Source organism: Halorubrum sp. SD683, assembly GCF_002135045.1.
GTDB classification, from domain to species: Archaea; Halobacteriota; Halobacteria; order Halobacteriales; family Haloferacaceae; genus Halorubrum; species Halorubrum ezzemoulense.
On the sequence record NZ_NEWJ01000001.1, the window covers coordinates 217,030 to 243,550 of the forward strand.

Annotated in this window: 24 protein-coding genes and 1 pseudogene; 18 read left to right on the plus strand and 7 right to left on the minus strand. The window is 53.3% G+C overall.

Annotation, left to right across the window (positions count from 1 at the left end):
- Window positions 1-31: 31 nt before the first annotated feature.
- From B9G49_RS16045 to B9G49_RS01225, 13 genes are all read left to right on the plus strand, one after another.
- Complete coding sequence (locus tag B9G49_RS16045; RefSeq protein ID WP_143414659.1) at window positions 32-880, plus strand: hypothetical protein; 849 nt, start codon at window positions 32-34, stop codon at window positions 878-880.
- 25 nt (window positions 881-905) lie between these two features.
- Complete coding sequence (locus B9G49_RS16050; protein ID WP_143414660.1) at window positions 906-1,292, plus strand: hypothetical protein; 387 nt, start codon at window positions 906-908, stop codon at window positions 1,290-1,292.
- Between the two features lie 302 nt (window positions 1,293-1,594).
- Entirely contained in the window at window positions 1,595-5,662 is a 4,068-nt protein-coding gene (locus tag B9G49_RS01175; protein WP_143414661.1) for a hypothetical protein, read from the plus strand.
- A gap of 12 nt (window positions 5,663-5,674) precedes the next feature.
- Window positions 5,675-6,832 carry a hypothetical protein gene (locus tag B9G49_RS16055; RefSeq protein ID WP_143414662.1) on the plus strand — a complete coding sequence of 386 codons (1,158 nt, stop codon included), beginning with the start codon at window positions 5,675-5,677 and terminating at the stop codon, window positions 6,830-6,832.
- A gap of 4 nt (window positions 6,833-6,836) precedes the next feature.
- The gene (locus tag B9G49_RS01185; RefSeq protein WP_086215088.1) at window positions 6,837-8,006 is read left to right on the plus strand and encodes an ATP-binding protein; all 1,170 of its coding nucleotides are present in this window, start codon (window positions 6,837-6,839) and stop codon (window positions 8,004-8,006) included.
- A complete protein-coding gene (locus B9G49_RS01190; RefSeq protein ID WP_086215089.1) occupies window positions 8,006-8,536 on the plus strand; it encodes a GNAT family N-acetyltransferase in 531 nt (176 codons plus the stop codon). Before B9G49_RS01185 ends, B9G49_RS01190 begins: the two co-directional genes overlap by 1 nt.
- A gap of 42 nt (window positions 8,537-8,578) precedes the next feature.
- On the plus strand, window positions 8,579-8,965 hold the full coding sequence (locus B9G49_RS01195) for a hypothetical protein (RefSeq protein ID WP_086215090.1): 387 nt from the start codon (window positions 8,579-8,581) through the stop codon (window positions 8,963-8,965).
- Between the two features lie 256 nt (window positions 8,966-9,221).
- Window positions 9,222-9,596: a hypothetical protein gene (locus tag B9G49_RS16060; protein WP_143414663.1), complete on the plus strand. Its 375-nt coding sequence runs from the start codon at window positions 9,222-9,224 to the stop codon at window positions 9,594-9,596.
- 634 nt (window positions 9,597-10,230) lie between these two features.
- On the plus strand, window positions 10,231-10,683 hold the full coding sequence (locus tag B9G49_RS01205; protein WP_086215091.1) for a 6-pyruvoyl tetrahydropterin synthase family protein: 453 nt from the start codon (window positions 10,231-10,233) through the stop codon (window positions 10,681-10,683).
- The gene (locus B9G49_RS01210) at window positions 10,683-11,456 is read left to right on the plus strand and encodes a 7-carboxy-7-deazaguanine synthase QueE (protein ID WP_086215092.1); all 774 of its coding nucleotides are present in this window, start codon (window positions 10,683-10,685) and stop codon (window positions 11,454-11,456) included. The genes B9G49_RS01205 and B9G49_RS01210 overlap by 1 nt, the downstream gene beginning before the upstream one ends.
- Before the next feature lie 3 nt (window positions 11,457-11,459).
- Complete coding sequence (gene folE, locus B9G49_RS01215) at window positions 11,460-12,065, plus strand: GTP cyclohydrolase I (RefSeq protein ID WP_086215093.1); 606 nt, start codon at window positions 11,460-11,462, stop codon at window positions 12,063-12,065.
- Window positions 12,062-12,766: a 7-cyano-7-deazaguanine synthase QueC gene (gene queC / locus B9G49_RS01220; protein ID WP_086215094.1), complete on the plus strand. Its 705-nt coding sequence runs from the start codon at window positions 12,062-12,064 to the stop codon at window positions 12,764-12,766. The genes folE and queC overlap by 4 nt, the downstream gene beginning before the upstream one ends.
- A 45-nt stretch (window positions 12,767-12,811) precedes the next feature.
- Window positions 12,812-13,120, plus strand: a complete 309-nt coding sequence (locus B9G49_RS01225) for a hypothetical protein (protein WP_086215095.1) — start codon at window positions 12,812-12,814, stop codon at window positions 13,118-13,120.
- A gap of 151 nt (window positions 13,121-13,271) precedes the next feature.
- On the opposite strand, the gene B9G49_RS01230 is transcribed toward B9G49_RS01225, so the two are convergent.
- The 3 genes from B9G49_RS01230 to B9G49_RS01240 all read right to left on the minus strand — a co-directional run bounded on the left by B9G49_RS01230 (window position 13,272) and on the right by B9G49_RS01240 (window position 16,283).
- The gene (locus B9G49_RS01230; RefSeq protein WP_086215096.1) at window positions 13,272-14,015 is read right to left on the minus strand and encodes a hypothetical protein; all 744 of its coding nucleotides are present in this window, start codon (window positions 14,013-14,015) and stop codon (window positions 13,272-13,274) included.
- A complete protein-coding gene (locus tag B9G49_RS01235; RefSeq protein WP_143414664.1) occupies window positions 14,015-15,736 on the minus strand; it encodes a hypothetical protein in 1,722 nt (573 codons plus the stop codon). The genes B9G49_RS01230 and B9G49_RS01235 overlap by 1 nt, the downstream gene beginning before the upstream one ends.
- 238 nt (window positions 15,737-15,974) lie before the next feature.
- Window positions 15,975-16,283, minus strand: a complete 309-nt coding sequence (locus tag B9G49_RS01240) for a DUF3892 domain-containing protein (RefSeq protein WP_158093589.1) — start codon at window positions 16,281-16,283, stop codon at window positions 15,975-15,977.
- Between the two features lie 867 nt (window positions 16,284-17,150).
- On the opposite strand from B9G49_RS01240, the gene B9G49_RS01245 reads away from it, so the two are divergent.
- From B9G49_RS01245 to B9G49_RS16070, 3 genes are read left to right on the plus strand one after another with little or no spacing between them, the layout of a single operon-like run.
- Window positions 17,151-18,878: a hypothetical protein gene (locus tag B9G49_RS01245; protein ID WP_086215099.1), complete on the plus strand. Its 1,728-nt coding sequence runs from the start codon at window positions 17,151-17,153 to the stop codon at window positions 18,876-18,878.
- The gene (locus B9G49_RS01250; RefSeq protein WP_086215100.1) at window positions 18,875-21,871 is read left to right on the plus strand and encodes an AAA family ATPase; all 2,997 of its coding nucleotides are present in this window, start codon (window positions 18,875-18,877) and stop codon (window positions 21,869-21,871) included. The genes B9G49_RS01245 and B9G49_RS01250 overlap by 4 nt, the downstream gene beginning before the upstream one ends.
- Window positions 21,872-22,090: a hypothetical protein gene (locus tag B9G49_RS16070; RefSeq protein WP_143414665.1), complete on the plus strand. Its 219-nt coding sequence runs from the start codon at window positions 21,872-21,874 to the stop codon at window positions 22,088-22,090. It begins immediately after the preceding gene.
- A gap of 190 nt (window positions 22,091-22,280) precedes the next feature.
- On the opposite strand, the gene B9G49_RS16075 is transcribed toward B9G49_RS16070, so the two are convergent.
- Genes B9G49_RS16075 through B9G49_RS16080 form a run of 3 tightly spaced genes read right to left on the minus strand, consistent with a single transcriptional unit; the run spans window position 22,281 to window position 24,608 of the window.
- On the minus strand, window positions 22,281-23,687 hold the full coding sequence (locus B9G49_RS16075; protein ID WP_143414666.1) for a hypothetical protein: 1,407 nt from the start codon (window positions 23,685-23,687) through the stop codon (window positions 22,281-22,283).
- Window positions 23,671-24,126, minus strand: a complete 456-nt coding sequence (locus B9G49_RS01255; protein WP_086215101.1) for a hypothetical protein — start codon at window positions 24,124-24,126, stop codon at window positions 23,671-23,673. The genes B9G49_RS16075 and B9G49_RS01255 overlap by 17 nt, the downstream gene beginning before the upstream one ends.
- Window positions 24,123-24,608, minus strand: coding sequence for a hypothetical protein (locus B9G49_RS16080; protein WP_143414667.1), 486 nt, complete (start codon window positions 24,606-24,608; stop codon window positions 24,123-24,125). The genes B9G49_RS01255 and B9G49_RS16080 overlap by 4 nt, the downstream gene beginning before the upstream one ends.
- A gap of 525 nt (window positions 24,609-25,133) precedes the next feature.
- Between B9G49_RS16080 and B9G49_RS16445 the strand changes: the two genes are divergently transcribed.
- The gene (locus tag B9G49_RS16445) at window positions 25,134-25,289 is read left to right on the plus strand and encodes a restriction endonuclease PLD domain-containing protein (protein WP_158093590.1); all 156 of its coding nucleotides are present in this window, start codon (window positions 25,134-25,136) and stop codon (window positions 25,287-25,289) included.
- Between the two features lie 401 nt (window positions 25,290-25,690).
- A pseudogene (locus B9G49_RS16915) lies at window positions 25,691-25,861 on the plus strand (RNA-guided endonuclease TnpB family protein); the annotation flags it as partial.
- A 174-nt stretch (window positions 25,862-26,035) separates the two neighbouring features.
- On the opposite strand, the gene B9G49_RS17295 reads toward B9G49_RS16915, so the two are convergent.
- The gene (locus B9G49_RS17295) at window positions 26,036-26,518 is read right to left on the minus strand and encodes a hypothetical protein (RefSeq protein ID WP_086215102.1); all 483 of its coding nucleotides are present in this window, start codon (window positions 26,516-26,518) and stop codon (window positions 26,036-26,038) included.
- Between the last annotated feature and the right edge of the window lie 3 nt (window positions 26,519-26,521).

The window sequence follows — 26,521 nt, forward strand, 5'->3', positions numbered from 1 at the left end:
TTATTTGTGAGGCCTCCCTGATCCACTATTTGTGCCAAACTACACGCCTAAATTCCATATCGGCGATCCGGGTCCGCAGGATCTATATGAGTATCTAGACACCGTGGAGGCGAGCCAACCGACATCGAATCAAGAGCTGGTCGATGAAGCTGCAAGCTTAGGGCACTCGATCGGAACCTACGAAAAAGTCGACTCGGGTGCTGTTCTCGGACGGCTCGGCGTAGTGAGGCCCGAGGATCAATTCACCTATACGGAAATGGGGGACTCCCTCGTGGATATCATGTACGCTGACCGCAACCTTTTCAACAACATATTGCATTTCCTCTACTATACTGCCTTCGATCGATATCCCGAGGAACATATTTACTCCTCCTTCACGTATCAAAAGTTCACAAACTACCTTTTCGACAACGCACCCTTCGACTCCCTGAGTGGTGAGAAGGGTACTATTGTCGGAGAAATAACAGAGATCGCAGAGACTGATCCTGATCTCGACCTATCTTATACGCAATCAGGAGTGTCACTAAGTACGAAGAGTTTGACAAATTATCTCCAATATATTCGGGACCTAAGCCCGGCAGTGAATTCAAATGATCCGGATGAGACGCCTGGCTTCGAACCTCGTGGCTTTTGCCCCCCTGAAATACTCGTACTGGCCGTTGATTATGCATACCAGACAAATGATACAGAGTACAATACACTCTTGCAGGGAACAGATGAGGTGAAACGACAGATACAGCAGGTTTGTGTACTGACTGAGGAGGGATTGAGTGACGTTATCGAATACGCGGACCGGGCCTATCCGTTCTTCACGACGAAGCATTCCTACGGTCTACGATTCCGACTAGATAAGCAAGTTCAATTAGATGACCTCAGATAAGACAACGTTGAGTGCGTCGATCCTTATGGAACGGAATGCGCACAAAGAGGGCGTAGCTACAGGGGACATTCCAGCTGATGTTGAAGGCGCCGCAGCCCATCTTGCAGCGATAGAGGGTTCGGGAATCTATAACTTAGTCGGCCGAGACGAAACGAAGTTAACAGAAACTGCATGGCTGCTTGCAAAGACAAATCCGGAGTGGATGTATGTTCCTTGGGTGTCACCACCAAAGGATGTAGACGCCGACAAAGTGATCGTAGACCGGGTGGCCGCGACCCGCGTGGCATCACGTCGAATAAGGGAAATTCGAACGTTCGACTCGGCCGATATTGTTGTCGCAGTCAGTCAGAGTTCTCTTCCGGAGATCAAACAGGCTATTCGAATCGATGAATTTTCGAGTATCGATAGTTAATAGTACGACAACAAGAGCACTAAGCCTCTGTTCCGTGTTCCTGAGATATCCAATTCATATCGATATACAGAGATAAGGATTAGGGCAGAAATTTTGATCCAATGAATCCTCACTAGACTGCCGCTTCACAGAGTTACGGAGGCGGCTATTAATGTGATTGTCCGAATCGCATCAGCCTTTTTCAAATATGTAAATGATCTACTATAGTAGCCATATGTAGAGGAAATATATTCAAGGAATCATGGGTGTTTTATACAGGGAGAGTTATAACTATTTTCTAGTCACGTATGCCATCCAGTACTATGTCTAACACCCTTCGCGAGTCGTTAATTCAACTAAATGATACCATCAACAAAGATGAAGGGATTGTCAATACCTCAAGTGCACATCGTTTTCTAAACAAGCCTCAAGAGATCGAGGATCAGTATGTTGAATACGCACGCACGCACCTAGTACAACCAGATATCGATCGCTTTCTCGGGGCGCTGACGGGATCACTGTCGGATCCAGATAATGATCGGTCCGTTCCGGGATACATCGTTGGCCCCTACGGCTACGGGAAAACCAGTACCGCTGGGAAAGTCTGGTACACTCTTGAAAACGAAAATAACTACATCGCCACACCGCCGATCTACTTTAAAGATCTCCAGGCAATTATCGACGCCGTCTACGGTTGGATGCGACACCGGCTCACAGGGCGCGAAGACTATCTTGAGGAACTCGAAGAGAGCTACGAGGCAAAGGCCACAAACAACGTCGACGACCTAGTAAGCCAAACTGGCCTGGATAACAAGGACGACGTAAAGAACGAACTGGAAGACTTGATCGAAGCTGGCGCAATCGATATCGAATTCTCCGTCAACAGCGTTCTCGAATTTCTCTCCGAGTGCAACCAGATCGCACGTGATGCTGGATTCGACGGCCTTGTCGTCATTGCAGACGAACTGCAACAGTTCGTGTCGAATCATAACTCCGACAAAGAAGCCTACTCCGAACTTCGCGATATCGCGAAGTCAATTGCACTCGGCCTCAATGAAGGGGACGGCCTTGGCCTCCTCTTCACGATGGACGATGGTCTCCACAGTGATCTTGACGTCAATGCGGACGACGTGCTCGCACGATTATCCGAGCAGAACGTCAAACTAAATCTCTCGAGCGTCTATAACCGCCAGTTCCCATCGAATCTCTGGGATTCGCTGAGCAAAAAGTACGACTTTCACGATGAACGCCATGAGATCATCAGTGAAGACGCACTAGACGCTATCGGGCAAATCTGCGAACGAGGTCCCCCACTCTCAAACGGCCCTCGAACCGTTGTTGACATTCTTACGATCGGAATCCAACACTGGCTAGATGACGACACACCGTACGATGCCCTGGATCTTGCAAACTCCTACTATCAGGGGACAGTCCGATACAAGGGCGAGAAGATAAAGGCGGCAATCACCGAAGCGGTCAACGCTGACGTCATCAACAGTACGGAGCGAGAGAACTTCATCAAACTCTGTGGGGTGTTCCCCCGCGGTGTGTCGGACGAACTTCTCGAAAAATACGGCGTGTATACGGCGAAGGAGGATGTCAAGGGAACCCTCCATGGGCAACTAATCATCACTCACGAGGAGGGGCGGACGCTCAAAAGTCTCGAACGTGAAGGGGAAGATCGCGGAATTAAGGACGAACTCTTCACCCAATTCTACCGTAAATACGACACCACCGACATCTACAACGAGAATGCGTCCCAGATCTTCCGTGACGTCGTTCTCAAGGAAGAACTCTTCCCGGCGAAGCGTGGTAAAACCCTAAACAGCTGGATTACAGACCAAGATTTTGCCCCTGAAACGCAACAGGTCTACACCGCAGTATTCAGTGGGTCGTTCAACGGACAGCAGTATCCGAAACGAATCCTCGAGATTCGAACAGGCCATACCGGCGAGACAGTCGCGAACGCTACAAGCGGCCGTGATTTCGACCTTTCCTTTGGGTTCGTTCACCATATGGAGAAGAGAGAGACGGTGAATCCATCCATCGAACAAAGCGATCGCGACGAAGTGGTCTTCCACCTCAATTTCCTGGACTCGTTCGATAGTCTCCCGAGTAACATTGCGCTTCTCGAGGATTACATGAGTCCAGAGGACGTCAACCCTCATCTCCTCCTCTCACTGTACAAGTTCATCGGGAATTGGACCGAACAAAAGACGATCAATCCAAATGAGGAAGAACAACTCCAGTACATTCGGGACCAGCTAATCACGCAAAGTGTTCAGAAGTTATTCGGTCCACCGATCAACGGGGATGACTTCCTCTCAGAAGAGGGGAGTGATCGGCGAACGACGCAGCCGACACAGGTTGTACAAAAGGCATTCAATATCGTCATCGAGGACGTGTACCAGGACTACACGACGCTCTTCATATCAGACAACTACAAAACCTTCCTCGATGACTATGAGTCCCTCCTTTACGGGAATGAACCCGATCTTCTAATCTCGCAAAAGCGTGGGAACAAACCGATAGAAGGTACAAAAACAGACATTGCGAACGCTCTCGGTGTCTCCAGTAACTCAACTGCGAAGACCCGACTCGACAAGCAGTTCAGTAGTCTAGCGGAAGTGGAAGTCTGGTCAGGCACCGACGCCCGGATCCGTCTCACACTCCACCCGCTCGAAGAACACCTGAAGGAAGCAATCGAGGAAGCTGACGACGAACAGCTCACGATTTCGGAAGCATACGAAGTGGGTTCGAAGACGGGACACCGCACCGAAGAGGTGGATTGGGCGCTCCGCCTGCTTGATGCTCGAGAGTACATCATCCGCCACGAGGAGGAAGAATACGTCGAACTGAGTGATATCGCGATAGATCGTGGTGATGTCCTCAAACGCTATGAGAATATCAAGGAGAAAGCGGATTCTCTCGCTGGTTTCGAATCCACATGGGATGATGAAAAGGAGGTGATGGAAAAGCTTAATGAGGTCGAAGAGGCTCTGGAAGACGCTGGTGAGGAGGACATTGAACTGCTCGACCAGGCACTCGGAACCCTGACCACAGTCGAAAACCTGATCTCAACCCGCGCAAGCGCAGTCCAAGCGACGTATCGTGAACGCTGCCGGAATAAGAAACAAGCCCTATCGAGTAAGGCAACGAAGAAACCGCCGCGAGATATGAAGTCGGATGTTCAGGATGCCAAGGTTCCGTTCGAGATGCATCTGGATGACGTGCGGGTTACTCTAGAAAACGAGTTCAAGTCCATCAAACAAGATGCTGAGGACGCCAAAGACGAACTCCAAGGCAAGATCGATGCGGCTGATGGCGCGGAGCCGCTTCGTGCAATCGAGAAACTTCAAAACGGCCTAGAAGAAGCCAAAACCGCAGAGTCTGATTTGGACGAGCGATTCGAAGAGGTGGAAGAAAAAGCCGCGGACTACTCAGCGTGGTGTGACCTCGCCCAAGATATGGGGGAAATCCGGTCAGAGATGGTTCGGTACAAAGATAGCCATGATGACCCCGGACAAGCTAAGGTTCTCCTAGAACAACTCGATGATCAGCTAGGCGAAATTCAGGAAGCATTCCAACGGGATACACAGCAGACACTTCGTGATGCTGGTGTACATCGAGAATCCTTCACTGATATCGAGACTGAGTTCAAGCAAATCACAGAGGGCGACCGGGATGTATTCACCTTCCGGAAGCGCGTTCTAGAGAATACGATCCGGGAGGCAACGAAGGGTCATGCAACGATTCGACACACCCTGGATCCCAACGATCCGCAACAATCCAGAAGTAATCTCCACCATGAGTTCACCAGCCAACTCAAAGAGGAAGATGGCGGGTTCGACGACATTCGTGAACGTATCGAACGCGTTCGGGGGACGCTCGGATACGCAGAACTCCTGAATCAAGTCCCAGACGACCCAGAGCATACGCCAGAGTCGATCGAGACCGGACTTGAGGAAGTAGAACAACATATCGCTTCTGTTGAGCAGGCAGTGAGCGAAATGGACGTCAAGGATGATATCCCCCTACCCGAAGCCGATGAACGGGAAGAGGACTTCCCACAGACGAGCAAAACGCTGCAGTTGATTGTTGAAGATGAACCTGTGGACATCGCGTCGAGGATCGTAGCCCAGCGTGAGCTCGTTGATTCGTACGAATCAGAGATCAAGAAGTGGCGGAAAACCACTGAAGAGCCGTCAGAGGGGCTCCAGTACTTGATGAACGAAATAGAATACGGACAGGGAACGGATATCGAGACGATACTGACAAACGTCGCTGAGAAAAACGACGGGTCGCTCGATATCGATAATGTGTTCGATGATCTTCAGGAGCTGTTCGAGGGCAATCACATCCAGATTACGGTGAAGAGCGAACACCGATAAGAGAGGACGTCAATGGAGGACATTAAGTCGATTGCAGATCGGGCGCATGAAGAACCGATTCGCGCGGACCTACCAGCGTTAGCTGAACGGATCCTCCAACAACGGCACGGAATCGACGTGATTTCAACGACTACGGAGTTCTACCAGCGGTTCGAAGATCCCGATCACCGATTTTCGGCGGACGTCCTAATTAACGACACAACACCGAAGCCATCCTTCGATAACACGCTCACAACATACATACCACCAACGGTTCCAACAATCCCCTACACCGGCGATCCCTACACTCCTGAACTGAATTCGCTGATCAGCGAAGGCGTCCTCTCGTGGAAGGATGTGGAGGAAACGACGTTATCACAATCTGAGGTGGCCGAGTACGTTGCCTCAGAGAGTGGATCAGAGGATGTAATCGTCGTCGTGATTGTCGATGGGTTGTCGTACTACGATTGGATACGTGCTGGCTATCGACCGGATCCGGTCTATGTGGATTGTCCAACAATCACAAAATGTGGCTATCCAAATGTCGTGTACGGAGGCGAATCGGGAGAAAGCCTGGCAAACCGACTCTATAATCAAGGGTACAAGAACCGGCTTGCGTTCTCCTACTGGGACAAATCCGATTCGGATCTCACGGACCAACTTCACGAGTCCTTCTCGAAAAATGACGTCATCGGCAATGTCGAAGACTTTGATGACATCATTACGTATCTCAACCGACACGAATGGAGTTCTCAGAAAAAGACGTTCATCCAGGTCACTCTGACAGGCCCGGAACGAGTTGCCCACAAGATCAAGGAAAATCCGGATACTATTCATCAAGCCCAACTCGTTCAGAAAAAACTGACTGCTCTGAATGACGTCCTCTCTGAGCAAGTCTCCAGCCATCGCATTTTCGCGACTGCTGACCACGGAATCCTGTGGCGGATGGACGTGGGTGACGACTTTGAGACGCTAACTCAGAATGGCTGGCACCACACAAAACGCCGCCATATAGAGAACCCAGATGTCGAGATTCCAGAGTCTACCGGCTACACCGAGACTTACGCTGGTTCGAAGTTCCTCCGGCTCGAGTATCCCTATCTATTCTACGACCTGAAAAGTAATGAACCAGGGGTACATGGTGGGTATTCGTTCCAAGAAAGCATCGTGCCATTAATCGAGGTTCAATAAAACTATGACAAGTCAACTATTCATCGGACAAGAACAGGATTCGGGAGAGGATATAACGATCTCTGTCGATAAAGCGCGGACCGTATTTGCGTGCGGGAAACGGGGGACAGGGAAGAGCTATTCGCTCGGAAATATCATTGAGGAAGTTGAACAGAACATGCCGGATACCGTTCCCCTTGTCGTAGATCCGATGGGGATCTACTGGACGATGGCTGCCCCGAACGACCGACAGTCCGATCTGCTTTGGGACTGGGGACTCCAACCACAAGGATTCGATACGACCGTCCTCGTCCCCGGAGACCCCGAGGAACGGTACGGTCGAGATGTACTTAGTGAGATGGAACGTCGTGGGCTCGAAGTACGTAGTCTTCGACTCAATCCGTCCGATATCTCCCCCGATGGTTGGTGTGAGCTATTTGATCTGAATATTAACAAGCCCATGGGAATCGCGCTCTATCGTGCAGTCCGATCCCTTTCAGAAGACGGTGAGTTCTTTGACCTTTCTGATCTGATAGAAGCCGTCGAGTATGATGAGAAAGCGAACGAGCGGACCATCGACGCGCTTACGAACCGCTTGGAGATGGCACGCGAGTGGGGAATCTTCAGCCGACAGGAAACAGACATCTGGGAGGTCCTCGATCCGACTCGAATTAACGTCCTCGATGTAAGCGTTCTCGACCCGGGGAAATACGGACTCCGAAATTTAGTGGTGTACGTTCTGACGAAACGCATTTTTGACGACCGATCGCAGGCACGTCGGCGTGAAGAACTACAATTAGAAACTAATGTCCCGAAGGTGTGGCTGTTTATTGATGAAGCACACAACTTCGCTCCATCCGGATCCTCATCATTAGCGAAAGATACGCTTATCCGATGGATTAAGGAGGGACGCCAGCCGGGGCTTTCTTTGGGTATTGCGACTCAGCAGCCGAGTGCGGTGTCTTCAGATGTTGTCTCGCAGATGGACCTGATCCTCTGTCATAAGATAACGACACGGACGGACATCCAGTCGCTAAACGAGTTGAGTCAAGAGTACATGGGCAGTCAGCTCAAGACCTATATAAAAAAGATCGACAAAGTCGGGGAGGCTGTGTGTGTCGATGACGAAGAAGAGACGGTCAAACAAGTACAAATGCGTCCCCGAAAAAGCCAGCATGGAGGCGGCGAAGCGTAATGGAAAAATCGGGAGATGTGACGGAAGAGACCCCAAAGAACCGTGAAGGACCGAATTATTCGATCGCCGACTTCACGGTAAAAGCGGTTGGCCCGAATTTATCATTAGTAACTGCTGTCAACGAATTCTTCAACTCAACCCAGATAAAATCTGAACTTCATTGGTTTACACATCGTGACACACTAGAGCGAGCCTCCGAACGTAATGATCGACGACTTCTTTATATTCGGCCGAGAGAGACGGTTATAGCGGCGTTGATGGTATGGTGTAAGTCTCGAGTCTTAGAAGACGATCAGGCACAAATACGACTGGTTGCTGTTGACCCCGCCTATCGAAACTATGGATTAGGTGCCTACTTAGTGTCGGCAGCGGTTGACTTTGCGCAGTTCTTTGGGAAGAAAGAGATGATTGCAGATGTCGCCGCGGAAGCGCCGGCAGTCACGTTCTGGGAACACTGTGACTTTGCCAAAAAGTCCGAGTATTCAACAGAGGGTGGACGATTGATGTATCGTATGTGGAAACCGATATAGCACCAGACTTATTTCTGCTACCAGCAGTTTCTCAAGTGAACGATGACTGCGAAACACGAGCCTCAGGATCGTGGAGACCGCCTCGAAGTTTTCGATGCACCGGCGTCAGATATTGACCAGATCTACACGTTCGAGACAGAGGAGGTAACAGCACTCTGCCCGTTCGATTTTGGTGGTCCTGATTTCTATGAATTCAAACTTCAGTATATTCCTGATGAACTCTGTCTCGAGAGTAAAAGCCTGAAGAAGTATCTGGAATCTTTCCGAGATACTGAGATCACTGCAGAGGAGCTCGGTGCAGAAATGTATGAAGCATTTGGTGCGGCTGTTTCACCCGAGACTATGTATCTTCGACTAGAACAAGCCCGACGTGGTGGCATCAAAGAAACGGTCGAATATGGTGATCGTTCGCTCCGAACCGAAAAATAACGAGAAGGCTAATCTAGGACCACGATCTATACTCAGATTCCATTCGAAAAGGCGCGTGATCAAACGAGATCATAACCCCAGTTAACCTACTTCAGGCAAACATATACAGCACGGTGATGTTGGATTTTGCAACGAGGTTATACTAACTCGCTACTGTTATCAGGGCGTTCAGTAATTGTTAAGGAACTCTTGGTCGACCAAGAACATGAGTAATACTGTCCAAAATTATTAATATACACCACGATTAGAGCAGACAATGAGTGGACGAGAAGATCAACAGGCGAGTAGCTTGTCTTTGAGTGAGATAGACTCTACTAGAACTCTCGACGAAAAGCAAAGGGACGGCAAATCTGGAGAAATATCGTATCAACTCAAATTTCACAAAAGCCAGGGGCCAACCATTGAGGAGGGAAAAGTGACCGAGATTGGATCGTTGGAGGATTCTCCCCCCGTTGATCTTCAGGCGATCAATACAAATTTCTACACTTACTATGGTATCTTTCGTATGAAAGATAGATCAACGACATTAGTTGTACAGGATAAATCCGGGAATACATACAAAGCTCTCTCACTAGGCAAAGATACTATTAAGATACCTTACCCTGTGAGTATTAAAATTCAGTCTCAGTAGCATCCCACAGTTGTCAGCTTAATAGAATATAACATATATCTTATAAAATAGATGTGAATGATATTGTGTAACGGCATGGTACAAGTCGAGGACGACGAAAATCACGAGAACGATCAGCGGGGACACTAGGATCAACCTACTGCCGGCGCTTTGGATTACTGACCTCACCGAAACTGATGCTGACTTGATCGAGGCGCTCCTCCCTATGACCGTCGATGAGGCTGGCGGTTTTACGGGCTTCTGTGAGACGCCGACGAAAACGAATTCGTTGGTGGATCGACTGCGCGTGCTGACGCTCCCGCATGTCGCCAATGTGGCCGATGGGCTGGAACAGTAGCGCGAGACAAAGGAGCGCGCTGACGAACTTAACGCAAAGATTCAGCGTACTGATGTCTTGATCGACGAATCGTGATTGTCAAACAAAGCGTCCAATAGCGAGGAGAAAGGCGGAGAGTTTTTTGTATCTATTCATCATCACGATTATGTAATAGGGAGATCCGAACAGTATTCCCACAATTAGTATTGGAATTCAATAAGCACAAGTTTTGAGTATAATATTGAAAATGGATTTCTTTCGACGTTTTCCCAATACTCCTACGATATTCTTTTAGTTGCCCTCGGAGAATACCGACCCGTGTCTCTTGAACAGCATCCTGGCATCACCCTCGCCGATGCCGGGGAACGAACGCTGCATATCGGGAAGGACCGACCGATCCGGATCAGTACCGGACATCGGCTCCTCCACCATGACGGCAAATGTAGCCGACCGCACGGTCACAATTACGAGATATCGGTCGAAATCACTGGCACGTTGAGTGAGGATGGTTGGGTCGTCGACAAGGGAGACGTGACGGACATCATTGACGAGTGGGACCATCGGTTCCTCTTGGAGGAAGGCGATCCCCTCGTCGAAGCGTTCGAAGCGAGCGGCGACGGCGATGATGTTGTCGTTCTCGAACACCCGCCGACGGCGGAGGTGATGGGGGTGTTACTCGAAGACCGGTTGCTTGCTGACCTGCCGGACCGTGTGTCGGCTGTCGAGGTGTCCGTTCGGGAGACGGCAGAACTCTGTGCCGGAGACAACTGATGCCGGTCAACTCTGCTGCGGACGCGACGTCGTCAGCGTCTGAAGACGCCAACGCCCTCCCGATTAACGAACTCTTCTATTCGTTTCAAGGGGAGGGAACATTCGCCGGCATGCCTAGCGTGTTCGTTCGGACAAGTGGGTGTAATCTCCGCTGTTGGTTCTGCGATTCTTACCACACTTCTTGGGAGCCGACCCACGGACAGTTGAGTCTCGACGAAATCGTTGAGCAAGTGCAGGAGCATGAGCAGGCCGAGCACGTCGTCCTCACTGGCGGCGAGCCGCTGATCCACGAGCAATCGGTCGAACTGCTCGAGCGACTCGACGAGCTCGGCTATCACACGACGGTTGAGACGAACGGGACGATCTACCGGGACGCACCCATCGATCTCGCCAGTATCAGCCCGAAGCTCGCTTCCAGTACGCCGACACCGGAAAAGGACCCGAAAGGTGATGGCGAGTGGGAGGAACGGCACGAACAGCGCCGAGTCGACATCGACGCACTCGCACAGCTCGTCGACGGCTACGACTTCCAACTGAAGTTCGTCGTCACTGGCGGGGACGACCTGCCGGAGATAGAGGCGCTCGTCGATCGTGTGCGTGAGGCGGCGTCGACGCGAGTCGCTGATTCGGACGTGCTCCTGATGCCCGAGGGGATGACTCGCGACGCGCTGGACGAGTCCCGAAATGCAGTGGCAGAACTCGCGATCGAGCACGGCTACCGCTACACCCCACGCCTTCACGTCGATCTCTGGAACGACGCCCCCGGTACCTGATCCATGACGCAAGAGTCCACACTCTCTCCCCGACCCGATGCGGACGGTATCGACCACGAGAAGGCCCAGCGCGCGACTCGGATGCTGCTCGAGGCGCTCGGCGAGGACCCCGATCGGGATGGCCTCAAAGACACGTGGCAACGCCGTGTTCCGGACGCCTTCACGACGCTCACGGACGGCAATCGGACATCGGCAAAGCCGACGATGCGCACCTTCGACGCCGAATCGGGCGACCTCGTGATCAAGACAGGTATCCCGTTCCACTCGCTGTGTGAGCATCACCTGCTCCCGTTCCACGGGTCGGTCGATATCGCGTACCGGCCTGATAGCGAGGTCGTCGGCCTCTCGAAGCTCACGCGGTATGTTCGCTGGCAGTCCCGCCAGTTCACGATGCAGGAACGCTTGACGAACGATATTGCGTCCGGGCTTGCCGACGAACTGGACGCTGAGGCAGTACTCGTCGAAATGAACGCAACACACCTCTGTGAATCCATGCGCGGCATCGAAACCGAAAGCACGACGACGACCCGATCGACAGTGGGAGAGCTAACAACTGAGGAACGTGAGCAGTTCCGCACTGCAGTCACACGCTCGGAGGCCCGCCGATGAGCGACGAGAAGCGGGCGGTCATCCTCGCCTCCGGCGGGATGGACTCGGCGACGGCAGCGGCCATCGCGAAGGAGCGTGGCTACGAACTCTACATGCTCCACACGTCTTACGGGCAGCGCACGGAATCGAAAGAGCACGACTGTGCGAAGACACAAGCTGAGTACTTTGACGCCGCCGATTTCCTGCACTTGACAACGGATCACCTTTCGAAGATCGGGGAATCCTCACTAACTGACGAAGAGATGGACGTCGAGGATGCTGACCTGGATAGCGACGAGGTCCCGACGTCGTACGTCCCGTTCCGGAATGCGAATCTGCTCTCGATGGCGACATCGTACGCTGAAGCGAACCACTGTGACGCCGTGTTCATCGGCGCACACTCCGAGGACTTCTCCGGCTATCCGGACTGTCGCCCGGAGTTTTTCGATGCCTTCCAACGCGTCGTCGATGTCGGGACGAAGCCAGAGACGGAGCTCAGCATCGAAGCCCCGTTCGTTGAGTGGTCAAAGACCGATATCGCGGAACGCGGCCTCGAACTCGGTGTTTCGTACGAACACACGTGGAGTTGCTACCAAGACGAGACACCGGCGTGTGGGACGTGTGATGCGTGTGCGTTCCGCCTCCAGGCGTTCCAGCGACTCGACGAGCGTGACCCGATTCGATACGCTGAACGCCCCGATTACACCGAGGAATCTGCGTAAGGGGAGCAGCTTTGACGCTACTCACCCCACATCTTCGGTAAGTGAATGACTGAGAGTGAGTCTGCCCTTCTCGATTATTACTCCGCAGGCTGGACGGAGGAGATTTACGGCGAGAACTACGTCGAGTGGGTGTATCACGATGATCTGCGGTTTTCGTGCGTCTCGACGGGACGACGGGCGAAGGGACACGGTCACCCCGGTTACGGGCGTGACCCAACGGGCGAGGAGTTCGTTACGCGGCCGCTCTCAGGACTGTCCCGCGACGACGCGTTCGACGTCGCCGCCACGCTCGTCTACGCGGTCAACGGTGCTGCAGGTTATGTTCACGGTGATGCCGAGTTCTCTGGGGAGTAACGGGTTGAGTACCCGACCGACGTGGGCGATTGACTACTGGCTCTCGAGTGGAGCGGGTGGAAGACTTGGAGACTCTTTAGAGCACTACACGGGACCTCCTCTTCCGATTGCTAAGCGGTGGGGAGTTGGAAGGTGGAGTGGCTATAGCTAACTAATCCATGCGAGGTGCCAGTCCGTAGACAACCTCACCGGCTCCGTCTGCGATCTCGTACTCGATTTTGGCTGGGTACTCAACACCGAGTTTTAGTGTGATCTCTGTGGTTCCAGGGATCATTTTCGTCATCTGAGCAAGATAGCCTCTGGAGTATCTACTATGGGCCTTTTCACTTTCGACGATATCGACTTTGTCTGAATCTCTGTCGAAGGAGACTGCCATGTTATTGTTGTCCCCGCGAGAGTTGATGTAGAAAACGTCTCGCTTGGCATCTACCCCCAGCATGATTACGTCTGAGAACATATCCGCGATCCTGACAGCTTGCTGCAGTTCCACCGCTTCAAGAATTAACTTTGCCGGCGGTTCGACTTCCTTCGCCGACTTCCCGCCACGAGCGCTCTCTGGGTGGATGGGCGCGAGTTCGAAAGAATAGGTGTCCACAGAAAGCTCAATGACATGCTCCTCCTCGTCAAAAGTCAGCCGCACCACGCTATCGTTGTCGAACCGTGCGAGGATCCGGCATATCTGCTCGATGTCCAAGTGAAGTTCCGAGCCCTCAGCCTCGTAGGAATCGAAGGCACCTTTCTTCAGATTCAGGCTCACCGCGCCAGCGTTCGCACCGTCGACTGTGTCAATCACGAGTCCGTCTTCCTCGAATTTCACCGGAACAGTGTCGACTAGCGTACTTACTGAGTTCAGAGCGCGCAGGCAGAGACCCACTTCGATTTCGGCGTCTACCATCAGAAGAACACCCCCGTAATCGCCATCCGATCTCCACTCCCGTCGAGGTTGATCGGCTGCATCATGAACTCTCTAGAGGTCATTCCTTCTTCCGAGAGATACTCTCTAACCGCCTGCTCGATACCAGCGATTCGATCATCGTTCCAAGATTGGGATGGGAACCCGTCGATTTCACGGCTCTGTTCCGTGAACCCCCACATGAACACCTTCGTGTCCACCCCTTTCTGTTGCTCTGTCTTGATCTCCTCTAAGATGTCCTTCGCGGGATCGCCGGATTCCAAGAATTGCTTGTTTTTGTACTCGACAATGTTCTCACCTTCGTTTTCCTTGGTGCTGACTGTCGCTCCATCCGCGGGATTCCCACTGTATATGTTGATTATTTGGTGGAACGCGGTTTCGAGTTGTGGTTCTGCAGGCTTCTTCAATACTTGTAGCATCGAGTTCAGCAGGCACTTCCGCACAGTCTCGCCTGTACGGTTCACTGCGTGATCGTAGGTTGAACTCAAGAACTCTCGCAGTTCTGGGGATACTTCGTCCTCGCTGATGTTCAGGAACGTAGTATCTCCCAATTCTAGCGCTTTAGCGGCTGGTGACTCTGAAGCATGGTAGATTTGAACGTCGTTCTCGTGCGCCAGATCCGCGAAGATGTCTTCGGCGAATGAGGAGTCCATACGGATGTGCTCGCTGGAATAGATGACGTGGAGGTTATCAGGGGTATCGCTTTTTTCGATGACCGTCGTCCCACCTTCCTGAATGACGTCTACTCGTCGTCGACGATCAACTACTTCGTCGGCGTCGTATACGGACATGGACCCCCCGTCTTCGGATGGGATGCTGTGCAGCGACTCGTATTTATCCCTGTCAATGCTCAGGCCGAGTGTCTCTTCCCGGAAACTACTCTTGAACTCTTGGATGGAATTGTAGGTGTTGTTCCCCCACCGAATTTCGTCAATCTCATGGGGACGCCCGGCACCGTCTGATGCGAACTGGAGTTTGTCCCCACTGAACATGACATCACCATCTCGTAGCCACTTATCCCGGAATTCTTCGGTTGTGAACTCGAACTTACAGGGGTACTCTCGTAACCCTCTGTAATAACAAACCAGCTGTATGGTTTTGCGTCGGTAGTTCAGGTGTTGCTCGTTCACACCGAGGAACTGTCTGAATGAGTCTGACCCGGAGTCTGTGAAGTGAGAGAACTCCACTTTATCGCGCTTGTCTTCGAATAATGCAGCGCTGAGGATGTTATCTACGTCAAGGAACCGCTTGATGAGCTTGATTTCCTGCTCTTCCCCTTCTTCTCCAATACCTTCTTGCAGAGACATTCCGCGCTCCGCTCTAGCATGCGCAAGGAGGTACTGCCCTTCTAGGTAGACCAGCATGGCATACTTGTCCTCGGACCTCTGACGGCCTTCCAACGTATCACAGAAAAGTCCGAGCAGGTCCTTGACGTAATGCTCAGCCGCGTCATCCTCAAAGATAGAGCGGACCCTGTCAGTGGTCATCTCGTCCATCGATGACTCTGAGAGCGGCATGGGGTAGTTCAGCTTCTTGTTCTGGATATAGTGGACGAGTTCCTGAACGTCGTTCAGTTCGGAGGGGGAGCTTATATTCTCCCGATCAGGATCACGAAGACGGTCCTTCGATTTCACTGGGCGATAGAAGACTGATGCTTCTTCCAGATCGGAAAGATCCCAGTTGGACCGACTCTGCGAAGACATGGTAACGTGTCTGCACTACGAAGATATTAATCCCCGCCTATCAAGGTGGAAGTGGAATTGCTAGACTGCATCGTTTCCGCGATCGAAATTCATTAGTATATATCTGATAATACCGGAAAGGGAAAATCTCTCTACTGGGGCATCAGGCCCGCTTCAAGCTTCCGAGAAATTTGTGGGTTTATGGTTCGATTCTACTCTGATATATCCTAATCAATGTTTTTCGCCTGAATAAACCAGATTAGTATTCTGGAAGTTCCTCGAGATTATCTCCCTCGACTTCGTTACCGTCGGTCCGTATGAACTTCTCTCCGTCAATCGGAATTACTTCCACACTATCCCCCCACGTATATCCTCCATCTCCTTTTGGAGGAACAGTGTAGTATTCGTATCCAGATTCTGTCGAGTCAACCACTGTTTGCCGGGATTTCTCTGTTGTAGGTCCAAACGAGTTCTCAGAATTGTCGTACTCTGCTCGTCTGACGTGGGTAATCCGACTGTGATCGGAATCGTACGATACCTTGGTTATCACGTAGTCTGGATTTGGCATACTAATACACCTTTGCTCTCCCAACATAACACTTGGGTAGAAAGTAAACACAGACAGGGTTTCGGCAGTGCTGTGGCAACGACACTCCGTGACGGTGGGCGTACTGTGGATAGGCATCACAGATACCTAAGCGCAATCGGTACGAGCGAATCGTCCTCCGGACCAGACTGCTGGTAGGCCGCCTGTGCGAACCAAAATCGGTATTGCAGATACTCCTCGTTGTCGTACCCAATCGGTACCCAATCGCGCATCGTATTGAGACGTAGCCATGCCGGGCGATGTAAACGCCGAACGGATCAAAACTCGGCAGTGGCGTCGTATCAACTTCCGCTTCAAGTCGAATTGGTATAGGATTCCTCACCGAACGTCGTGTGAATATCGGTGAGTACGAGTACGCAACCAGTGCCGCCAGTAGTCGGGCTTGAACGAAAGTTGGCTCGTCGTTTCGCTTGCCGGATGACGCCGAAACCTCAGTGAGCGTATGTCCTAGCTCCAGAGTCAGCGGTACGAAAGGCTGGATGACTCGATTTACGACGAGACCGAGACCGAGACTTCCGACGAGGCGAAAGAACAGTTGCTCGGGAGAGATTGCGGGAGCCCAATGTGTTCAATACGTGTATTAACCAATAAAACCTAGGTTTACTGCCGTATTGTTGGTTAAGTATCAAAAACCTCGCCTCCAGTAGGTCACCGTCGGTACGACTAGATTCGGATTGTCATCAGGAATACTTGCCCCTACACGGCGCTTGTCTTCGGAAAGTGGGAGCAGCGCTCGGGAGCAGATGCCGATTAGGGCAGGCAGGAAACGATGATGCGGGAACTGTTGTGCGGATAGTTTAAGTTAGCTGGTTCTAAATCCTTCTTCGAATGCCAGACGGCGATGATATTCACTCGGTCGACAGGATCGCCGGCGGGTTCCAGAGGAGTGCATATTCTATCTTCGAGGACAGCCGAGAGAAAGACATTGTACTATGGCAGCCAGGGACCGTCGTCGAAGACATTCAGTCGCTGCCCAGACCGAGGCAGGCGAAGCAGAGGGCGGAGTCATTTCTGAGCCTGGCGGACGATTCCGACCTTGCGGTTGCCCCGGAGTGGAGTTACAACGTAGGGTGGCTGTACGAGCACGACGAACTGTTCGCCGACGAGAGCCCATTGTTCGTCCTCGGGTGTCGTCCAGTGGAGATTGAGACGATGCGAGAGACTGTTGCGGACCTCCAGGAAGACTTTCACGTGATCAGTGAGGACGTACCCAACGAACAGAACAAGGAGTTCGTCACCCCGACAATCGTCCCGTTGCGAGCGGACGCACTCGACATTATCGACAAGCCGACGGTCGTGATTCAATACAAGACCCACCCGATGAGCGAACGGGCCAACCCAAACGAGGCCGACAACCTCGCAACGGGTAACCGGATCCACCATCTCGGACCGCTGACCGGAACCGGAGTCGTCGTCTGGACCTGCTCGGACTTATTGAGCGACGACATTCGTGATCAAGTCACTACCTACGCCCAGAGAGGGCATATCGTCGTTCACCCACAGTGTAACCCGAAGCCCTTCCACTCGGAGTGGACCGCCTTTCGCTCACGCATCTTCAATAATACGAACGACGTGACGTACGTCTCTGCTAACTGGGGTACCGTTCCAGGCGTGGACGGGGACGACGTAAAGTGGGGGTACTCGGGCGTATACACGAATTCGCGAGATTGGTCGTCACTCGAGAACTACAGCAAGACCTATAACAACGGAGGTTTGCCGGGAGTGAACCCAACGAACCACTTCGAGTATGTCTGGACTCTGGTTGACGACGGGGTGAGTAGACTTCGTGTGCGACGAGAGGGGAACAGCTCCGCCCCAGCTCAGGCACGCCGACCGGAGCCACAAATTCTGAGTACACGTACCTGGGGCGGGTCCACGTATAACGAATCGCCGGAAGGGGTAGAAGAGTGTGGGTGTGGGATTTGCGATGACTGCGACTGTGAGAGATGCCAAAGCTGCAGTCGAGTGGAACGGCAGAGACGGCTTCCTGACACGCCACGTGACGCGGAGCTAATCACTGCGGTCACACTTTGGCAACTTGATGTAGACGAAGTGGACAGTCTCAATGAAAGGTGGGGCGTGCCGGTGACGGCACTCAAGAATCTCCGAGCGAACGGGGATGAGGAACTGGCGCACTCGTTCGCGGTTCACGAGCATCGACGCGGCGATAGTGTAGAAAGGAACTCGAAACGACTCCTTGAGACGTTCCAGGCGGCTAGCAGGGAGTACGGTAATTCGATTGACCCAGCAGACCAATGTGGACCTCTAGATATTCCGATCAATGCCATCGACGATGGTGAGCGTGGCGTCGATATTTCGCTGTCGCGGCTCGACGATCCGACAACAGGGACTCGGCGGCGACGTCTCACTGACATCGCCAAACTATGGACCCGGCAGGAAGAGAAGAAGTTCAAACCGCTTGTCTTGATGGTGTCGGCTACTCAAACTCAACTGAAAGAAATCGACGGGCTAGAAGACGTAACAAATGGCAAAGTCGAACCTGAGGACGTCACAGCGAGTGGTTCGCAGGTAGAATTTGCAGAGGTGAATCGATGACTGATATCCCTGCGGAGTTGGAAGCGGTTGGGGAGGTAACCGCAGTCTTCCCACCGGGAGACAGCGCTGACGAGCCTGTACGTGCGGAGAGTAGCGACCCGTTGTATCGGATAGAACGGACTCGGGAACGGGGGTTCGATGATGAGGTGTTGTTCGTTCGACTGCTGGCAGGGGGTAACCACGACTGGGAGACGCTATTGGAGAGGGACACTCGACAGCTCGAACTAGAGTTCTACGACGATGACACGCCGAACCAGTGGAACATTCAGCTGTTCTGGGCCTACGAGGATGAGAGTGAGCCAGACGATGAGATTCGCCGCGAACTTGAGCGAGAGACGAAGTTCGCCATCCGACGGTGTGTACCCCGTGAGTCGCTCGGGGAGTTTCTCCGTCCGCTGGAGCATAGCCGTGAGTCACTATCCGATGTGAATGCTGAGTTCGGGCGCGACGCGCTCGTCGAACGGGTGACCCGCCACGGTCTGGGGTTCCTGTTCGATCAGAATACCAATCGTGACCAGAAGTTCGAGCGGCTGCTGGAGATTGACGTGGATGACGTCGGTGGCGCTGGCGCCGGGTCGTCGGCGACGATGACCGATGACCGGCCGTCGGCCGTCGACACGGTTGAACTGGGAGACTTCCGAGAGGATGCGTCCAGACGACGACTCGACGCGGCACAGTTCACCCTTCTGTACGGTCGTAACGGCACCGGGAAAACGAGTCTCCTCGACGGGACCACGATGGGTCTTGTCGGCCAGACCCGCCGTGACGACGACCGCGTCGATGCTTACGAGGGACTGAGTGTTACGCTGAAGGGTGACGATGAACCGCTACCGACGGATTCGGAATCGGTGAACGACCGGGTCGCCGACTGGTTCGGGTTCCGGCCACAGGGGCCGGCGAGGCGCCATGTCGAGTTCTATCGCGTCAACTACCACGAGGCCGGCGAAACGACGCGGCTGCTCGAACCATCGACCGACTTGGAGATTGAGCGAGTATTTAGGAACTTCCTCTACGGCGAAGATCTTGCGTACGCTACGAAAGAGAAGGATGAACTTCTGGACCTGCTCGATGGGGAGATTGACGATACGGAAAATGAGATTAACGAGATAGAATCGGAACGAGAGAAACTCCTGAACCGGCGAGACAAGGTGAAGGAGGCTCTTTCGACGCTTGGGAGCGCCCGACGTGACCTTTCGCCGGCAGCATCTGCGCTCGTCGAGAACGACGATTCGGGAGGCGGGGGGGGAGGGAAAGACGAGGTGCCGCCAGGTGAACAGATCTCACGGTGGCGAGACTGGAAGCGACGGTTCGAACAGCTTGAGATGGCGCTCGACGCCACGATGTCAGACTTGACCTGGGAGACCGCCCGCGACCTGCGGTCGGGACTTAACGATGAGGTGGATCTTCTCAAACGGAGAAGGAAGCTCCTCAAGGATGTCCGGGAGCTGAGAGATGAACGTCGTCGGGTCGTCGAGGTTGCGAAACACATCAAGTCCGAGGAGGCTACAGAACTGCCGTTCTCGACGTTCTTCACTGGACTCCTCTTCGTTGCCAATGGTATCGGCCGCGAGGACGCACGTCAACTCGTCCGGGGAATCGAGGAGGTGGATCTCAAAGTCAGCGATGTCGAGTCTATACAGTCTGCCGAGTCGTGGTTCGTCACCGTCGAAATGGCACTGCGCGAACAGTGTGGGGACTTGGAGGAAACCCGCGATCGACTGGCGGAACTCGGCAATCTGGAGGAACGTCGGCAGGAACTCCGTGAACAGATCCGTGCCGACACGGAGGAGTACCTCGAGATTACCGACGACGAAGACGTTCAACACTGCCCAGCCTGTTACATCGAACAGTCTGCCGAGGACATCCGGGCACGCGAGGAGCCCGAGCACACACACGACGCGGGCGGTGTTCCGGAGAGTCTCATCGAGTCGCTAAAGAATGTTGAGCAGGCGCTGGAGATCGTCGAGAGTATCGACCCGGCGGATATCGACGACGACATCCGTCGGTACGGCGACCAACTGTGTGGCTTCGACGACGTTCCGCGGCTGTTCGGTCTCGTTAAGGACGGTAGGGAGGGGGTTCTGTTCCCTGGAACCACTTCCGAGACTGTGAAAGCAGTCGCTAGGCTAGCGCAGGATCAGACCGTCGACAAACGTTCGGCCAATGCGGTGCTATCAACCGCCATGGATAAAATCGAAGGCGACATCGCAAAGCAAACCACAGAGATACAGGACTTCGATTCCAACACAGAGGTACGGCGACAGATTGACGACTGTGAGGACCGACTGTCGGCCGTTCGGCGAGGGCTCGATGTCCTCGAAGACCAGTGGCCAAAAGAACACCTCGATACCAGCCCCGCGGTCGAGTCCGACCGTCGGACGATTGAGTTCGCAGTCGAAGAGGCGGCGGACGCGGCCGTATCAAAGCCAGCCTCGAAGTTGTCAGACGAAATCGACACGAAGACAGAGGAGATTGACCGTCTGAAAGAACGAATTGAACAACTGGAAAAGACGCGTGATCACCTCCGGGAGACGTTCGCGGGTGTTGAGGAAAGCCTCGACAAGGTGCTCGGGGAGTATACCGAGATAGTCACGATACTGTTCAAAGTGTTCCAGCGCCCCTACGACTTCAAGCGCGTCGAACTCACCGACGACAACGAGGAACTCCGGGTCGTCCGGCGAAAAAGCGGAGAGGTAGTAGGGATCGATGAGATGAGTTCCGGCCAACGGACGGCGCTCGTGCTGGCGATTTTTGTTACAAACAACCTCGCACACGACTCTGCGCCGCCGCTGATGCTGCTAGACGAACCGTTCGCGCACTTGGACGAACTCAATACGCTGTCGTTTTTCAACCTCGTGATTGAACTCGCAGTCCGAGGCGACCGACAGATCATGTTCGCTACTGCGAACGACAACCTCGCCTCGCTGCTGGAGCGCAAGGTGGGCGAGACCGACGCGTTTGAACGGGTCGATCTGGAGAACCGCCGTCGCTGAGTGACGATCGAACAGAGACGCAACGTGTATCCGACGATGGTTGAGGCCGCAAAGGCGGCAATTGATGATTTCTCTATCGATATCCGGATGAAAAGTGACGATAGGGATGCGCCTATGCCTGGGAGTGCCCGGAAGTCAGAGACCCTTATCCGACTTCCTGAAGATTCCGCCCGGATACGGATTTCGGGCACAGTTAAGGAAGGAATGCCGGGTGAGTGATGGCATTGTCCGCTTAACGCTGGAAGACATCAGCGCTTCGAATGCGCGGCGTGAAGGAACTATTGAGGGAAGCCCGGTAATGTCTCGACTCGAACAGCGACGGGAGTTAGGTGACTCGTTTGTCCTCGCGTTTGCTGCACGGAATTTGGAAGAGCATGTCCAAGGGGTATCGGAGTAGACTCGATGTCCCCTAGTTTTGATGAAGCAACGCTTCTGCAGAGGGGTTGTCATCTGTCAACTGTTCAAATGTGCTTACGAACTCGTCAGCAAACCGGCTGTGTAGGTCGTAGATATCTGAGGAGCTGAGTTCGGGGTACTCTGAAACAACAGTGGAGGCTTCCCCTTGAATCATGAGTCGGCAAAAGTGCGAAATCTCTCCAAGTGCTAGGAAGAACGTGTCACGATCGTTCCGGTGGGGGAGTTCGTAAGGCGTTTTCTCTGGAAGATTTCGCCCCTCAAAATCAACCGCGTTCCAATCACAAATGCTCAGTTCACTTGGGTAGATGTCAAATTGGCTAGTGAGAATCGCAATATTGCGGACAATACAAGGGACACACTGCCCACAGTTGTCCAAATCAAACTGACCTTGTCGTCCGTGATGGGGACAGGAAACCGTCGTTTGAACGACTTCTCGGGCAGCGATTCGGTCCACTACTTCCCGCTTGGTATCGTTCAAGAACGGATTTGTGACTGCCGTATCCCAATCCAGAACTTCCGTCAAGAGTATGTTGAATAGATCGATAGCGGCTGGAGAGACGGTCCGTGTGGTTTGCCACCCTTCGCTTAGAATAGCGAATCGAGCCATTAAGCCGGTCTCGAATGCACGGACTTCGGGCGCACGTTTTGCTACTGCCGTAGCCGCAGCGAACACCCAGTGGAGGAATCCTCGAGAGAACGTCGTGTACTCATTGGTTCTCCCCTCGTACTCCAGTTTGAAGAGATGGGGATCGACGCCGAGCAGCTCTTGTAGTTCCTCGTGGCGAGGACCAAGTCCGCTTCCGTACTTGAGGCTCACGTACTCGCTATCTATGTTGTCGGCCTGATTCTGATGAACGCCGCCCGCACTATCTAACCCATCGGAGAAAAGACTGACCGCGTCTGTTTCGGGAGATCGTGTCTCGAAAGCCCCGCTCGTCTGACCGGTTGCCTTCGAATGGTGAATGAGGTCATACTGAATAACATCGTACGTCATGTGCGACAGCATCGTCGAAAGCAGTTCCTGGGCTTTCGGCGTCGTCAACGCCGCTGTAAATACCGGGATCCGAATAACGATGGAACGGGTGTTGAGACGCGCATCGCTGTCCTGAATACCATCTCCTGCGATAATCTTCCGCTCTAAATATCGATCCACACCGAAGGTTGCAACTGCGATTTCGACTAGATCAAGGACATCATCTGGAATCTCGCCGTTGAATAGATGCCGTAGTTCGGAGAGTTCATACTTGATTTGGAAGTCAGCATCAGACTGCCTATTCGGCGCATAATTCACAACAGAGCCGATGGAAGTCATTCCGCCTGTTTCTTGATATGCCTCATCTCGTCGTGATTCGAACTCCTCACTCCGCTGGATATAGACTCGCTCAGTGCTCGCCATCATCTATCTCTTCAGAACCGCTACTCTCAACCTCGTCTAAAAGTCGAATCCCGTCTGCTTTCCAGTCCTCAAAGCACTCGTGGACGGCGTCGGTGAACGCTTTCTGATGTTGGTCAAATGCCTCAATGTCGCCGTTCGTAATGGCTGGCCCGAGCGTAGGGTGGTCGAGAAGATCATCAACGAGCTCCCGGGCATGGACTTCACACTGATCTAAGAGTTCCTCACGGTGTTTTGAAAGTAGCTGTTTCCCATCTTCTGTAAAGTAGAGTTGCTCTCCAACACCATCGATGTCCTCCGTCGCCGATTTGAGCTCCTGTTTCACGAACCGATACAGTAACTGCCGGAAATAGACGGTGAAGAATCCTTCTGGCCCGTGGGTTTCCATGAACTCCTCGAGGTTGTTCTGCTGTTCTTCAGCTGTGAGATCAAACTGATCGCTCATCTTGAGCCTCCCTTGGAGCGGTCTGGTTCAGAAAGTGCGTCTGCGCCGTTAGACATCACGGCAGCGAGTGTGTCTTCTGTCGCTTGCTCGGACGGCATCTGTAGATTCTTATTCGCCGCGTCAACGCCCTGTTTCACCGTCTCTCGTTCTGCTGCAGTCGTCACTGCGGATTGTGCCATTGCAACAGTCGCTTCTGCTGAATCGGAGCTGAGCTCGCTCATGAAGACACCTTGACCGGCTGCTTGTACTCCTGCTCCCACTCCATCTTCACTTGCTGTGCTAGCAAACGCGTAAGCGTGCTTTAGATTGCTATACATCGGCACTTTTGCTGGGCCGTTCGGTTGTGTGGCAAGTAAAACGGTGATTCCGATATCTGCAGCCCGCTTCATATCCTCGTTTGACACTGCCGTATTCATGTTTTCCTTCGCTCGCTCCTGAATAGAACCCTGTGCGGCAGACGTAGTTGTCGCGGCACTACCCATGGTTTTAGACTGACATCGGGACCACTTAACACATGCTGTCGAATCAGACCTCAATCACTATCATAGAGACCACTTCTGCGTCGCTGATAGTACATCTATGAACACGCACCCTCTTGTGTGGGCCAGACAACGCTTTCCAACCACCAATACTGACAGACACAGGACACCTTTCCAGGAGACTGCATTAACCAACGTCTGACCGATCTACGTTGGTTAATCCCCGCCCCCACTATCCTGTCCCAAAACCCACCATACGTAGCTATCTGCTCTCCCCGCCATACAGTAGCGTGCAATTCAACCTTTCAACCCTCGACCCGGACGACCACGCCGAAGTTCTCGAGCTGTAGAGCTACCAAACCCTCAAACAACTCTTTGAGGACACAACCTAGGCCCGCATTCTCACGTACTGCACGACCCCACAGTACCTCATCGAGACGATCGACGACATCACCCCCGAAGCAACCCTCGAGATCACGATCGGCGATGCGACGACCACCGCGACCAGCTGAGAAGAGTGTCGAACTTATGGATCGGCTCGAACAACTGCGCCGAGACGAGCAAGTCACTATCTGGGACTGCCCGAACCGGAACGTCCACGACAAACTCTACCGCCTCGCCATCGACGACACCGTTTCCTGGCTGATCGGCTCGGCGAATTTCTCGAAGAACGGGCTGGAGTAGCCAACACAACACGACGACCGACGATGACGCACCGTCGACACCGGTCGAGGGCCTGCCCGAACAACGCGTCTCCCTTTCGCTTGCTCACCTCGAGAAGCCGACCCGCGACGAGGTAGCCCCCCAGTTCACCGCTGCGGGTGGCAGCCTGACGAACGACACGCTCTCCCTCACCCCTGGCGTGTTCTAGGAAGTGTCGATTCGACGCTTCGGGGTGCCGCCGATGCGCTACCGAGAGAACCCAGACCCAGAACTCCGGTTCCACGCAGACGACCGGATCTACAATCTCGCCGAACCGCTACCGGAGGACCCGCAAGCGATCGACGACGCCCTCGCCCACCTCGAGTCGTACTCCGATCTCGTGGCAGAATACGGCCGCACAACCGATCCTGATGGCCTCCGGGCTGAACGGCGCGATAAATATTGCAGACCGCTACCTCTTTGGAGAGAGCCGTTCAAGAGAACACACGGATGGCGATGACTCGGCTGAGGATGGGGGGCGTTTGACCGCCCCACAAGACAGCCAAGCCGATGCTGAGACCCAGCAAGAGACGCTTGGAACGAATGCGTCTTGAAACCGGAGGGTCGGTTCGACCGGCCCGAAATCCCGTGATGGGATTCCCGCGTCTTTAGGCGCGGGAGGAGGTCAAGTGAACCGGCCCGGAGCAATCTTCAGGTACGCAGCCTGCTCCGCCTGTAGAGGATCTCGCTTCCCGACGATTTTGGTAGAGGGAAACCAGTATTTCGTCCTACGGTGGATTATGACCTGCGTTGAGTGGTTCATACGAATCTGTATGGTAGGCGACCCGCCAAAGTTTGAGGACGGCGCGAGTGACTAATTCTTCGGGAGACTGTGTGATACAGGACGCTTCAACATCGTCTGGCTCTGAACTCGCATTGGGTGGTGGATGATAGTGTTCAAACCCGTGGGCGTGGATGTAGTCTCCTGCGTGTGGGTGCTTTCCCCAGCGAAGATTCACCGCGTTCCTATCCGTGTAATGGAACTTGTAATCATCTTGGGTCGTCCACTGGATGTCAATCCGGGCCTCGTCGGCCGCACATAGCCCATCGGCAAGCGTGACTACAAGGACGGATGGATGGAGATAGTCGTCGAGTTCGGCTGTCGCAAGGGGTTCCATCTCCTCAACGACATCACGAATCGTCAGCAGCGCCGGACGATCCGTAGCCCCACGAAGAGTATGGGGTTCCGCTTGGGCAGGAGAATCCTGCATTGC